Annotated in this window: 14 protein-coding genes; 8 read left to right on the top strand and 6 right to left on the bottom strand. The window is 70.9% G+C overall.

Going from position 1 to position 12,330, the window contains the following annotated elements; translation table 11 throughout:
- Nucleotides 1–75 precede the first annotated feature (75 nt).
- The 6 genes from O7632_RS00715 to O7632_RS00690 all read right to left on the bottom strand — a co-directional run bounded on the left by O7632_RS00715 (nt 76) and on the right by O7632_RS00690 (nt 5,291).
- The gene (locus O7632_RS00715; protein WP_278110495.1) at nt 76–957 is read right to left on the bottom strand and encodes a potassium-transporting ATPase subunit C; all 882 of its coding nucleotides are present in this window, start codon (nt 955–957) and stop codon (nt 76–78) included.
- Nucleotides 957–3,092, bottom strand: coding sequence for a potassium-transporting ATPase subunit KdpB (gene kdpB / locus O7632_RS00710; RefSeq protein WP_278119744.1), 2,136 nt, complete (start codon nt 3,090–3,092; stop codon nt 957–959). The genes O7632_RS00715 and kdpB overlap by 1 nt, the downstream gene beginning before the upstream one ends.
- A 5-nt stretch (nt 3,093–3,097) precedes the next feature.
- Nucleotides 3,098–4,753, bottom strand: a complete 1,656-nt coding sequence (gene kdpA / locus O7632_RS00705) for a potassium-transporting ATPase subunit KdpA (protein ID WP_278110493.1) — start codon at nt 4,751–4,753, stop codon at nt 3,098–3,100.
- Complete coding sequence (gene kdpF / locus O7632_RS00700; protein WP_278110491.1) at nt 4,753–4,842, bottom strand: K(+)-transporting ATPase subunit F; 90 nt, start codon at nt 4,840–4,842, stop codon at nt 4,753–4,755. The genes kdpA and kdpF overlap by 1 nt, the downstream gene beginning before the upstream one ends.
- Nucleotides 4,839–5,021, bottom strand: a complete 183-nt coding sequence (locus O7632_RS00695) for a hypothetical protein (RefSeq protein ID WP_278110489.1) — start codon at nt 5,019–5,021, stop codon at nt 4,839–4,841. The genes kdpF and O7632_RS00695 overlap by 4 nt, the downstream gene beginning before the upstream one ends.
- An 81-nt stretch (nt 5,022–5,102) precedes the next feature.
- On the bottom strand, nt 5,103–5,291 hold the full coding sequence (locus O7632_RS00690; protein ID WP_278110487.1) for a hypothetical protein: 189 nt from the start codon (nt 5,289–5,291) through the stop codon (nt 5,103–5,105).
- 65 nt (nt 5,292–5,356) lie between these two features.
- Here O7632_RS00690 and O7632_RS00685 point away from each other — a divergent pair, with 65 nt between their 5' ends.
- The 8 genes from O7632_RS00685 (at nt 5,357) to O7632_RS00650 (ending at nt 12,311) form a co-directional block, all read left to right on the top strand.
- Nucleotides 5,357–5,593 (top strand): ribbon-helix-helix domain-containing protein, encoded by a 237-nt coding sequence (locus O7632_RS00685; protein WP_278110485.1) that lies wholly within the window; start codon nt 5,357–5,359, stop codon nt 5,591–5,593.
- Entirely contained in the window at nt 5,593–5,901 is a 309-nt protein-coding gene (locus tag O7632_RS00680) for a type II toxin-antitoxin system PemK/MazF family toxin (protein WP_278110483.1), read from the top strand. Before O7632_RS00685 ends, O7632_RS00680 begins: the two co-directional genes overlap by 1 nt.
- Nucleotides 5,902–6,175: 274 nt before the next feature.
- Nucleotides 6,176–6,670 carry an SsrA-binding protein SmpB gene (gene smpB, locus O7632_RS00675; RefSeq protein WP_278110481.1) on the top strand — a complete coding sequence of 165 codons (495 nt, stop codon included), beginning with the start codon at nt 6,176–6,178 and terminating at the stop codon, nt 6,668–6,670.
- 462 nt (nt 6,671–7,132) lie between these two features.
- The gene (locus O7632_RS00670) at nt 7,133–7,339 is read left to right on the top strand and encodes a ferredoxin (RefSeq protein ID WP_278110479.1); all 207 of its coding nucleotides are present in this window, start codon (nt 7,133–7,135) and stop codon (nt 7,337–7,339) included.
- Nucleotides 7,340–7,427: 88 nt separating this feature from the next.
- Nucleotides 7,428–9,011 carry an ABC transporter substrate-binding protein gene (locus O7632_RS00665; RefSeq protein WP_278110477.1) on the top strand — a complete coding sequence of 528 codons (1,584 nt, stop codon included), beginning with the start codon at nt 7,428–7,430 and terminating at the stop codon, nt 9,009–9,011.
- Nucleotides 9,008–9,970 (top strand): ABC transporter permease, encoded by a 963-nt coding sequence (locus O7632_RS00660; RefSeq protein WP_278110474.1) that lies wholly within the window; start codon nt 9,008–9,010, stop codon nt 9,968–9,970. The genes O7632_RS00665 and O7632_RS00660 overlap by 4 nt, the downstream gene beginning before the upstream one ends.
- Nucleotides 9,967–10,803, top strand: a complete 837-nt coding sequence (locus O7632_RS00655) for an ABC transporter permease (protein ID WP_278110472.1) — start codon at nt 9,967–9,969, stop codon at nt 10,801–10,803. The genes O7632_RS00660 and O7632_RS00655 overlap by 4 nt, the downstream gene beginning before the upstream one ends.
- On the top strand, nt 10,800–12,311 hold the full coding sequence (locus tag O7632_RS00650; protein WP_278110471.1) for an ATP-binding cassette domain-containing protein: 1,512 nt from the start codon (nt 10,800–10,802) through the stop codon (nt 12,309–12,311). Before O7632_RS00655 ends, O7632_RS00650 begins: the two co-directional genes overlap by 4 nt.
- The last annotated feature ends 19 nt before the right edge of the window (nt 12,312–12,330 follow it).

Below are 12,330 nucleotides of genomic sequence, written 5' to 3'. Positions count from 1 at the left end.
GGGCCGGGACGGTGCCAGCGTCCCGGCCCGGCGCCGTCGTGGTCGGTGCGCCGTCGTTTCAGCGTGCCGTCGTGGTCAGCGTGCCGGAAGCTGTTCGTCCAACGCGAGGTTGAGCTGCAACACGTTCACCCCCGGCGAGCCCATGAAGCCGAGCGACCGGCCGGTGGTGTGCTCCTCGACCAGGCGCCGGACCTCGCTCGGGTCCGCGCCCCGCTCGCGCGCCACCCGGTCGACCTGGATCTCGGCGTACGCCGGGCTGATGTGCGGGTCGAGACCGCTCGCGCTGGCGGTGACCGCGTCGGCCGGCACCGCCGGCTCGGCCGGAGCGTCGCCCCGGATGGGCACGATGGTCGCCCCGGCCGCCCGGTAGTCCACACCCGGGTCGGCCAGCTCCACCGGTACGCCGTCGTAACGTGCGATGAACGCGGTGGCGGGTGCGGTCTGGTTGACGCTGACTACCCGAACGACCGGCCCGGACAGGCCGTCACGGCGGAACACCGCCAGTACGGCCCCGACTCCGTCCAGTGTGCAGTACGGGCGTCGTCCGTCGACGCCCTCGAGCTCGCCGACCGCTGCGCTGCGGGCGCAGACCTGGGTGAGCAGGCTCAGGGTCGTGTCGTCGGAGTCGACGGCGATGGTGTCGACGATGTCCTCCGGGCCCAGGTTGCTGGCACTGGTGGAGGTGAGGTCGTATCCGTCGCCGGCCGAGGAGGGGCGGGACTGGAAGTAGCGTGGGACGGGGTCGCCGTCCGCGTCGGTGAACGTCTGCCCGATCAGGGCGCTGCCCACGGGCCGTTCGTCGACCTCGATGATCGAACCGTCGGTCCGGCTCGCCAGGCCGGGAAACCGGCCGACGACGACCATGGCTAGCGGGTAGGCCAGACCGAGCAGCACGGTGAAGACGAGCAGGGCGCGCAGCGCGGCCAGGTGCAGGGCGAGCCAGGTAGGTAGGCGCATCACGAGATCCCTGGAATGAGCTGGATGAGCAGGTCGATGAGCTTGATGCCGATGAACGGCACGACGACGCCGCCGAGGCCGTAGATCAGCAGATTGCGGCGCAGCAGCCGTGACGCGGCGGCCGGCCGGTAGCGCACGCCGCGTAGCGCCAACGGGATCAGCGCGACGATGACGACCGCGTTGAAGATCACCGCGGCCAGGATCGCCGACTCCGGGCTGGACAGCCGCATGACGTTCAGCGCGTCCAGGCTCGGGTAGATGCCGGCGAACATGGCCGGGATGATCGCGAAATACTTCGCGATGTCGTTGGCGATCGAAAAGGTCGTCAACGCGCCGCGCGTGATCAGCAACTGCTTGCCGATCTGCACGATCTCGATCAGCTTCGTCGGGTCGGAGTCGAGGTCGACCATGTTGCCGGCCTCCTTCGCGGCCGACGTACCGGTGTTCATGGCGACACCGACGTCGGCCTGCGCCAACGCGGGAGCGTCGTTGGTGCCGTCGCCGGTCATCGCGACCAGCCGGCCGCCTTCCTGCTCCTTGCGGATCAGCGCGAGCTTGTCCTCCGGGGTGGCCTCGGCGAGGAAGTCGTCCACCCCCGCCTCGTCCGCGATCGCCCGGGCGGTACGCGGATTGTCACCGGTGATCATCACGGTGCGGATGCCCATCCGGCGCATCTCGTCGAAGCGTTCCCGCATGCCGGCCTTGACCACGTCCTTGAGATGAATGACACCGAGGGCGCGGGCCGGTCGACCATCGAGGTGCTCGGCGACGACGAGCGGGGTGCCGCCGATGCCGCTGATCTCGTCGACGATCTGGCCGACCTGCTCGGTCGGGTGGCCGCCGTTCTCGCGTACCCACTTCATCACGGCGGCGGCGGCGCCCTTGCGGATCCGTCGCACCTGCCCGGCCGTGCCGCCGTCGACAGCCGCGTCCGGGGTCAGGTCGACGCCGCTCATCCGGGTCTGCGCGGTGAACGGCACGAAGACGGCGTGCGGCATCAGGCCCGGCTCGCGCTCCCGCAGGCCGAATCCGTTCTTGGCGAGCACCACGACCGACCGGCCCTCGGGGGTCTCGTCGGCGAGGCTGGACAACTGGGCGGCGTCGGCCACCCGGTCTGCGGTGACGTCCTCGACCGGGAGAAATTCGGCAGCCTGCCGGTTGCCCAGCGTGATCGTTCCGGTCTTGTCCAACAACAGCGTGTTGACGTCGCCGGCGGCCTCCACCGCCCGCCCGCTCATGGCGAGCACGTTGCGCTGCACCAGACGGTCCATCCCGGCGATGCCGATCGCCGACAACAGCGCACCGATGGTGGTGGGGATCAGGCAGACCAGCAGCGACACGAGCACCACACCGGTGACTCCGCTGTCGGTGATCGCGCCGGTGTCCGGCGCGGCTGCCTGGTACGCCTTGGAGAAGATCGCCAGCGGCTGGAGGGTGACCACGGCCAGCAGGAAGATGATCGTGAGCGCGGCGAGCAGAATGTTGAGCGCGATCTCGTTCGGTGTCTTCTGCCGGTTCGCGCCTTCGACCAGACCGATCATCCGGTCGATGAAGCTTTCCCCCGGCTTCTGGGTGATCTTCACGACGATCCGGTCGGAGAGCACCTTCGTGCCGCCGGTGACCGCGCTGCGGTCACCGCCGGACTCCCGGATCACCGGCGCGGACTCGCCGGTGATGGCCGACTCGTCGACGCTGGCGATGCCCTCGACCACGTCCCCGTCACCGGGGATGACGCCGCCGGCCTCCACCAGAACGATGTCGCCCTGCCTCAGTCCGGGTGCCGGGACGGCCTCCTCCTGGTAGGCGTCGGCCCGCGCGCCGGGCGTCCAGCCGAGCAGCCGGGTGGCGACGGTGTCCGTCTTTGCCTTGCGCAGGGCTGCGGCCTGCGCCTTGCCCCGGCCCTCGGCGACGGCCTCGGCGAGGTTGGCGAAGAGCACGGTAAGCCAGAGCCAGACGGTGATGGCCCACGCGAACACCGACGGGGCCGCGACGGCGAGAACGGTGGTGAAGGCCGCGCCGATCTCGACGATCAGCATCACCGGGTTGCGCCACAACGTACGGGGGTCGAGCTTGCGCAGCGCGTCCGGCAGGGACCGGATCAGCTGTCGCGGATCGAGCATGTCCTTCTCCCTCATGACGGTCACAGCCCTTCCGCCAGCGGGCCGAGCGCGAGAGCCGGCAGGAAGGTCAGCGCGACCAGGATCACCGTCACGCCCACGACCATCCCGACGAACAGCGGCCGGTCGGTCGGCAGGGTGCCTGCGGAGACGGGCGTCGGTTGTTGTCGAGCGAGCGAGCCGGCCAGGGCGAGCACGAGGATGATCGGCAGGAACCGGCCGAGCAGCATGCACAGGCCCAGCGCGGTGTTCCACCACGGCGTGCTCACGGTCAGGCCGGCGAACGCCGACCCGTTGTTGTTGCTCGCCGAGGTGAACGCGTACAGAACCTCGGACAGGGCGTGCGGGCCGGTGTTCAGCGCGGTGGAGTCGTTGCCAGTGGCGAACGCCGCCGCCGTGCCGATCAGCACCAGAGCCGGGGTCACCAGGAAGTACAGCGACGCGAGCTTGATCTCCCGCGAACCGATCTTCTTGCCCACGTACTCCGGGGTGCGGCCGACCATCAGGCCGGCGACGAACACGGTGATCACGGCCAGGATCAGCATGCCGTAGAGACCGGCACCGACCCCACCAGGCGCCACCTCACCGAGCATCATGTTGACCAGCAACATCCCGCCACCGAGCGCCGTGTACGAGTCGTGGAACGAGTCCACCGAGCCGGTCGAGGTCAGCGTCGTCGATGACGCGAACATGGCCGAGTTCGACACGTCGAACCGGACCTCCTTGCCCTCCAACGCGGCGCCCACCGATTGCGGCACCGTGCCGTCGCCGGCTAGCTCGAACACGTTGGTCAGGGCGATGCTCGAGATCGCCAGGATCGCCATCACCGCCGCGATCGCGTAGCCCTGCCGGTTCTGCCCGACCATCCGACCGAAGACCCGGGACAGGGTGAACGGGATCACCAGCAGCAGGAATATCTCGAACCAGTTCGTCCAGGCGGTCGGGTTCTCGAACGGGTGGGCGCTGTTGACGTTGTAGAAGCCACCACCGTTGGTGCCGAGGTCCTTGATCGCCTCCTGACTGGCCACCGGCCCGCCGGTGATGGTCTGGCCGCCACCGGTCAGCGTGGTGACCTCGGTGCCGGCGGACAGGTTCTGCACCGCGCCGCCGATCATCAGCACGATCGCGGCGAGGACCGAGATCGGCAGCAGGACCCGCAGCAAGATCCGGGTCAGGTCCACCCAGAAATTGCCCAACCCGCCCGTACGGCTGCGGGCGAACCCGCGGACCAGCGCGACCGCGACCGCGATGCCGACGGCGGCCGAGGCGAAGTTCTGCACCGCCAGGCCGGCCATCTGCACCAGGTGACCCATGGTCGACTCACCCGAGTACCACTGCCAGTTCGTGTTGGTCACGAACGACACCGCCGTGTTCCACGCGCCGTGGGTCATCACCGGGTCGAAGCCGAGCGACAGCCACAGGTGGTTCTGCAGCCGCATGAACCCGTACAGGAACAGGATCGAGACGGCCGAGAACGCCAGCAGACTGCGGCCGTACACGGCCCAGGACTGTTCGGCCACCGGATCGACGCCGACCAGACGATAGACGCCCCGCTCGACACGGGAGTGCCGGGTGCCGGAGACCACCCGGTACAGGTAGTCGCCGAACGGCCGGTGCACGGCGACCAGCGCCACCGCCAGCGAGAGGATGAACAGCGCACCCGCTGTTGTCACGGTCATCAGAAACGCTCCGGGAACAGCAGGGCGACCACCAGAAACACGGCCAGCCCGGTCGCCAGCACCAGACCGACGGCGTTGACCACGTTCACAGCTTCTCCACACCCCTCACCACGAGCGCGAGCACTGCGAACAGCGCCAGCGTCAACACCACGAACACCACGTCAGACACGCCTGACTCCTCGAATCGCCGTACCGGCTTGCCACGGGCCGCCTTCCGGCCGCGCCGAGCAATCACAACGCCAGCCAGGCCCGCAATGACAGGGGCCATCACGCGACCATCACGGCGGACCGGCGCTTTTTAACGCCCCCTTCACGCCGCCCTCGACCGGGCGATCCCGGGCGTCACGGTTCATGTCCCGTACCACCTGCGGCGCTCGCGGTGGGCCGGGACGGTGTCCACGGCGGTGAGAGTCGTGCAGGCGTGGGTCCAGTCCTCGCCCAGTTCGAACACGTACGCGAACACCACCCCCGGCCGCAGCAACTCAAGTCGGCTGGACCGACCGTCGAGGGTGCCCGGATAGGCAGGCCCGACAGACACCCGCGAAGTAGGGAGAGGTCCCAATCCGGTATTCGAACAGGTATCGATCCGGTACCATCGACGGCATGAGTACCCAGATCGCCGTACGCCTGCCGGACGATCTCGTCGAGTTCGTTGACGAGCTGGTCCGCCATGGCGACGCACCCAGCAGGGCCGCCGTCGTGGCCCGAGCGCTGCGTCGAGAGCGACGGCAGACCGCCGCCGCCCGCGACGCCGCGATCCTCGCCCGCGTCGAACCCGATGCGGATCTGGACCGCCTCGCCGAGCACGCCGCCGCAGTCCCGATCGAAGACCTGGACTGATGCGACCGGTCCACCTCGCCCACCTCGACAAGACCCGGCCCGTACTCGTCCTGACGCGCGAAGCGGTACGCCCCTACCTTGCCCGGCTCACCGTCGCGCCCATCACCAGCATCATTCGCGGCCTGTCCACCGAAGTCCCCGTCGGCCCGGCCAACGGGCTCGACCGCAACAGCGTGGTCAGCTGCGACAACGTCGTCACCATCCCCAAGAGCGCCCTGGGCCGGCACCTCGGTTACCTGCTGCCCCACCAGGAACCCGCCCTGGCCGAGGCCATCCTCGCCGCCTACGACCTCGACCCGCCCGAATAGGAACCCACCCGAACAGGGAGAGGAAGGAAGGGATTCGGACTGAGCCTGATGCTCCGCGCGGGACGTTGACTTTGGGCCGCGGTGCGGGTACGGCCTGTGTGTGTGGGCGCCGGAGCGCGCCTTGGGTGGCGCGGACCTGGACGAGTGGTGGAGGCGGGTGCTGTGAGTGAGCCGGACTTCGATGCGTACCCGGGTCCGGACTCTTGCGTCGAGCCCGCTTCCCGCCGCGCCCCGATACCCTTGTGGGGAGGCGCCGTGGCGAGGTGATGGTTCCATGGGGAGATCCGGCGAAAGCGGTCACCTGCTGGTGGCCACCAACAAGAGGGCGCGGCACGACTACCAGATCCTGCGCACCTACGAGGCGGGGATAGTCCTGGTCGGCACCGAGGTGAAGTCGCTGCGGGCCGGTCGGGTGTCGCTGGTGGACGCCTTCGCGCAGCAAGGGGACCGCGAGATCATGCTGCACGGGCTGCACATCGCCGAGTATGGCTTCGGGAGTTGGACGAACCACCAGCCCCGGCGTACCCGGAAGCTGCTCCTGCGTCGGGTGGAGATCGATCGGATCCTGGAACGTCTCCGGGAGGGCGGTCTGACGCTCGTACCGCTGTCGCTGTACTTCGAGAACGGTTGGGCGAAGGTCGAACTCGGCCTGGCGAAGGGCCGGCGCGGATTCGACAAGCGGCAGGCCATCGCCGAGCGGGAGGCGAACCGGGAGATCGCCCGGGAGTTCAGCCGTCGACTCAAGGGCAGGCCCCGCCACCAGGGCTGACCAACCACGCCGACCGCAACCAGCATCGGCCGCATCGCCGCATCGCCGCATCGCCGCATCGCCGCATCGCGGCATTGCGGCATCGCCAACGCCCGACCGCTGCGTCCGCTCGACCGATGGCGGGTGACTCCGCCGTGGGGTCCAACACCAGGGCGGTTCTTCGCCGACGAGATGGCTGCCGTCTCCCGGTCGGTCTTGCCGCCGGCCTGGTTGGCGTGACTCGCGCCGTTCGTCGCCCGGCGGAGTCCGGGAGTTGGCGAAGTGAGGTTCGCGCTGCCGGTGGTCGCGTCGGTCAGGCGTTGCTAACATGAGAACCATTTTCGACAGCGCGTCCTCGGTCTCGCCGCCGAACCCGGTCTGCGGCGCGGCCGTCTCGCTCAAGACGGCACGTGAGTCGTGCGTGGGCTCCGGGTGGGGGCGGGGCGGCCAGGAGAACGTAGATGGTGGAGGGGTGATGCGGGCGTGAAGGACCTTCTCGTGGACGCGCAACGGTGTGTCGGGGCGGGTCACTGCGCCCGGCTCGCACCGGGACTGTTCGATCAGGATTCGCAGACCGGGGTCGTGGTGTGGCGGGGTGGTGAGGTTGACCGGTCCAGTGACGACGAGCTTCGTGAGGTGGTCGCGCTCTGTCCGTCGGGTGCGTTGCGGTGGTCGACCGAAGGCGATTAGTTGACAATGGTTTTCATCTCGGTGATGCTGGCGGTTGCGGGGGATCTTCCTCGCACACTGTGCTCGACTCCACACCGAGGAGCCTCCCTTGGCGCACACTTTCGACCGGCGCACGCTGCTGCGGGCCGGCGCGATGTCCTTGGCCGCTGTCGCCAGCGCGCCCATCCTCGCGGCCTGTTCGAACGATGACCCCGCCCCCTCCGGATCGGGGCCCGGCACCCCCGCGCCCACATCCGGCGGGACCCTGCGGGCCGCTTTCGTCGGCGGCGGCGCGGCAGAAACGCTCAACTACCTCTTCGGACCGACAGGTCTGGACTACGTCCGGGCACGCTGCATGCACGGCGCGCTCGGCGTGCTCGACCCTACCGCCGAGCACGGCGTCCGGTACGGCGTCCTGGAGCGCATCGACGTCAGCGACGATCTGGGTACGTACACCGTTAAGGTCCGGCCCGGTGTCACCTTCACCGACGGCTCCACCCTGACCGCCCGCGACGTGCTCTACTCGCTCAACGCCCCGGTCACCCTCGGATCGCTGCCGTTCCTCAAGCCGCCGTCGCAGAACTTCGATCTGGCCGCCGCGCGGGTCGACGACGACCTGACCCTCGTCCTGCCGACGCTGCGTCCGATCGCCGACGGCCGGCTCGTGCTCTGCCAGAGCACCCTGGTCTTCAAGGACGGCACCACCGAGTTCACCCCGGACATGCCCACCTGCGGACCGTTCACCCTGACCGAGTTCGAACCCGGTCAGGGCGCCGCCTTCACCCGACACGACGCCTACTACGGACTGGCCCTCGGCGGCGGGCCGTACCTGGACGGGCTCGAGCTGCGGACCATCCCGGACGCGACCGCCCGGGTCAACGCCCTCACCGGCGGCCAGGTCGACTTCGTCAGCGACATCGGGCCGGTGGCCGCCCGCACCGTGGAGGGAGACGAACGGTTCGCGGTGGCCGTGTCCGACCTGCCGTACGCCACGTCGCTGTCCTTCGGGCTCAACCTGGCGTTCGCACCGTTCGCCGACGTGCGGGTCCGGCAGGCGGTCAAGTACGCGATCGACCGCGAGGCCATCGTCCGCAACGTCTTCTTCGGCCGGGCCTTCGTCGGCAACGACCTGCCGTCCCTCGGGTTCGGCGACTACGCCGACGAGATCGAACAGCGGCCGTACGACCCGGACCGGGCCAGGACACTGCTCGCCGAGGCCGGTGCTGGCACCATCGCGGTCGCGGTCACCACCGCGCCGGAGGTGGCGGGCATGGCCGAGACCGCGACGGTCGTCGTCGAGAATCTCAAGGCGGTCGGCATCGACGCCACCCTCGACCAGCGGCCCACCGGGCAGCTGTTCTCCGACTTCGCGGCCTACGTCCAGCTGCCGTTCGCCGCCAGCTACACCCCGCCGGTGCCGCCGCTGTCCAGCTACGCCGCGACCCGCACGGCCGGCTCGCCGGCCACCTTCGGCTTCGACCGTCCGGACATCGACGAGCTCGTCAGCCAGGCCCGGGGGGCCGTCGACCCCGACCAGCGTCGGGAGGCGGCGGTGCAGGCCCAGCGGCTGATCTGGGAGGAAGGCAACCAGGTCATCCCGGTCTTCGCGCCGTCGATCAACGGTCACACCACCGCCGTGTACGGCGTGCGGGACGAACCGTTCAGCAGCTTCGAGCAGGCATACCTGGCGTGAATCTGCTCCGGGTCGCCGCGCTCGTCGCCCGGCGTACCGCCGCCGCGGTGCTGGTCCTCGCCGTACTGTCGGTGTTGATCTTCACCGTGACCGAGGTACTGCCGGGCGACGCGGTCAGTGTCGTCGCCGGTGCCGACGCCACCGTGTCCGAGCGGGAACAACTCCGCCGGGAACTCGGCCTCGACGCGCATCCGGTACGCCGGTACGCCGACTGGGCGGCTGCCGCGCTGCGCGGCGACCTGGGCACCGGGTACGTCGGCCGCCGCGAGGTGACCGAGGTGCTGGTGGACCGGCTGCCGAACAGCCTGTTGCTGACCACTCTGGCGATGGCGCTGGCGGTCCCGCTGGCCGTCGCGATCGGCCTGGTCGCGGGCATGCGGGCCGGCCGACGGACGGACCGGCTGGTCAGCACCGCGACCCTGGTCGCGGTCGGTGTCCCCGAGTTCCTCGTCGCGGCGCTGCTGGTGGCGGTCTTCGCCGCCGGCCTCGGTCTGCTGCCCGAGGTGTCGTTGGTGCCGCTCGGCGGCCGGCCCTGGGACCAGCCCGGGATCCTGGTGCTGCCGGTCGCCGCGCTGTCGGTCGCGGCCCTGGCGGCCGCCGCCCGACTGCTGCGGGCCTCGGTCGCGGAGATCGCGGCCGCGCCGTACGTCGAAGCGGCCCGGCTGCGGGGGGTGACCGGGCTGCGGCTCGCCGTGCGACACGTGCTGCCGAACGCGGTGGCGCCCGCCGTGCAGGTGACCGCGGTCATGTTCGCCGGTCTGATCGGTGGCGCGGTGGTCGTCGAGACCCTGTTCAACTATCCCGGGATCGGCTACGAACTCCAGCAAGCGGTGGCCAACCGGGATGTGCCGATGGTGCAGGGGCTCGCCCTGGCGACCTGCGCCACCGCGCTGGCCCTGCTGCTGATCGGCGACCTCGCCCAGCTCGCGCTGACTCCGGCGGTACGGGGGCGGTCATGAGCGGTGTCGTGCCGGCGATGGCGGTCGGGCGGGTGGCCCACTCTCGGGTGACCCTGCTGCTCGCCGGGGCCACCGCCGCCGGCGTGGTGCTGGTCGCGTTGGCCGGCCCGCTGTTGGCCACCGGGTCGCCGACGGCTCCGGTGGGACTGCCTTTCGACGCCCCGAGCGGCGCACATCCGGCCGGCACCGACGCGGTCGGTCGCGACGTCCTGAGCCGGCTGCTGCACGGCGGCCGCGCCGTGGTGCTTCTCGCCGTCGGCGCGACCGCCCTCGCCAGCCTGTGCGGGGCGCTGCTCGGCGTGTTCGCCGGACTGATCGACCGACGGATCGGTGAACTGGTCGTCCGGGTGGTGGACGTCGTCGCGGTCGTGCCCGGCCTGCTGGTGCTGCTGGTCCTGGCGGCGGGCTTTCCGGGCAGCGACAGCGCGGTGCTCGTCGGGGTGGCCCTGGTCAGCCTGCCGTTCTCGGTACGGGTCGTGCGCGCGGCGACCCGGCAGGTCGCGGTGCGCGGGTTCGTCGACACCGCGCGGGCACGGGGGGACAGCCGGTGGCGGATCATCCGGCACGATCTCGTGCCGAACATCGCCGGCACCATGCTTGCCGAGGCCGGCATCCGGTTCTCGGCCGCCGTGCATCTGACCGCCACCGCCGGTTTTCTGGGTCTCGGCGCGGGTCCGCCCACCCCGAACTGGGGCCGGATGGTCAGTGAGAACGCGTCCGGGATCGGCCTGACGATCTGGCCGGTGCTGCTGCCGGCGCTGCTGCTGGTGCTTTTCACCGTGTCGGTGAACCTGCTCGCCGACGACCTCGCCGCCCGGTGGGCCGACCGGTGAGCGGCGATCGCCGGCTCGCGGAGATCGACGGCCTCGTCGTCGGCCCGGTCGACGGTGGGCCGCCCACAGTAGACGGTGTACGGCTACGGATCGCGGCCGGTCAGGTGGTGGCAATGATGGGGCGGTCCGGATCGGGCAAGAGTACGACGGCATTGACACTGCTGGGACACGTCCGGCCCGGACTGGCGCTGCGGGCCGGTACCGTCCGGGTCGCCCGCTGCGATCCGTTCACCTCGGCCGGTGCGGCGGCGGTACGCCATCGCCACGTCGCCTACCTGCCGCAGGACGCCGCCGCCACGTTGAACCCGTCCCGACGGCTCGTCAGCCAGCTCGGCGAGGCCGTCGCGGGTGCCGCACGGCGCGACGGGGTCCGGGGCGGCACGACCGTGGCCGACTTGCTGGCGACCGTACGGCTGCCCGCCGACCGGGAGTTCCTGCGCCGGTACCCGCATCAGATCTCGGGCGGTCAGGCGCAGCGTGTCGCGTTCGCCATCGCTCTGGCGGCCGACCCGGACCTGCTCGTCCTCGACGAGCCGACCGCCGGCCTCGACCCGGTCCTGGCCCGTGGCGTACGGGACCTGATCAGCTCGTTGACCGGGCACCGCGCCACTTTGCTGATCAGCCACGACCCGGACCTGGTGCGGGCGGTCAGCGACGAGGTGATCGTCCTGGACGCCGGTCGCCCGGCGGTCACCGGACTGCCCGACCGGGTGCTCGCCGCGCCCGCGCCGACCGGGTCCGGCCGCGCGACTGGGCCGGCCGACCCGGTGCTCGCGGTACGGGGGTTGGGCACCCGGCACGGCCGGCGTACGGCGCTCGCCCAGGTGGATCTCGACGTCGCGGGTGGGGGTTGCCTCGCCGTCGTCGGACCCTCGGGTGCCGGCAAGTCGACGCTCGCGCGATGCCTGGTCGGGTTGCACCCCTACGACGGTGCCGTCCGGCTCGACGGTGTGCTGCTGCCGCCGACCACCCGGCGACGCGGTCCTGCCCAACGCCGCGACCTGCAGCTGGTGGCCCAGGACAGCGCGGGCGCACTGAACCCCCGGGAAACCGTCGGCCACGCCCTGCTGCGTCCGCTGCGGCAGTTGCGGGGCCTCGACCCGCACGCGGCCCGGGCGGCGGCGGCCGAGCTGCTGGACCGGGTGCATCTGCCGGCCGGCGCGGCCCATCGACGACCGGGTGCACTGTCGGGTGGGGAGCGTCAGCGGGTCAACCTCGCACGGGCGCTGGCCTGCCGGCCCCGGGTGTTGATCTGTGACGAGGTGACGTCCGCGCTCGACGTCGCGACGGCCGGTACGGTGCTGGCGCTGCTCGCCGAGTTGCGTCGTGATCTCGGGCTCGCGGTGGTGCTGATCACCCACGACCTGGCCGCGGTGGCCGGGTGGACCGACGATGTCGTGGTGCTCGACGCCGGCGCCGTGGTGGAGTCCGGCCCGACCCCGGCGGTGCTCGGCTCACCGCGACACGAGGTCACCCGGGCCCTGCTCGACGCGGCGGGCGGCCGGTGACGAGGGGGAGTCGGCTGGA

The organism is Solwaraspora sp. WMMD406, assembly GCF_029626025.1.
Taxonomy (GTDB): Bacteria; Actinomycetota; Actinomycetes; order Mycobacteriales; family Micromonosporaceae; genus Micromonospora_E.
The sequence above is the reverse complement of the archived record's forward strand: the minus strand, read 5'-3'. Positions and strand labels throughout refer to the sequence as shown.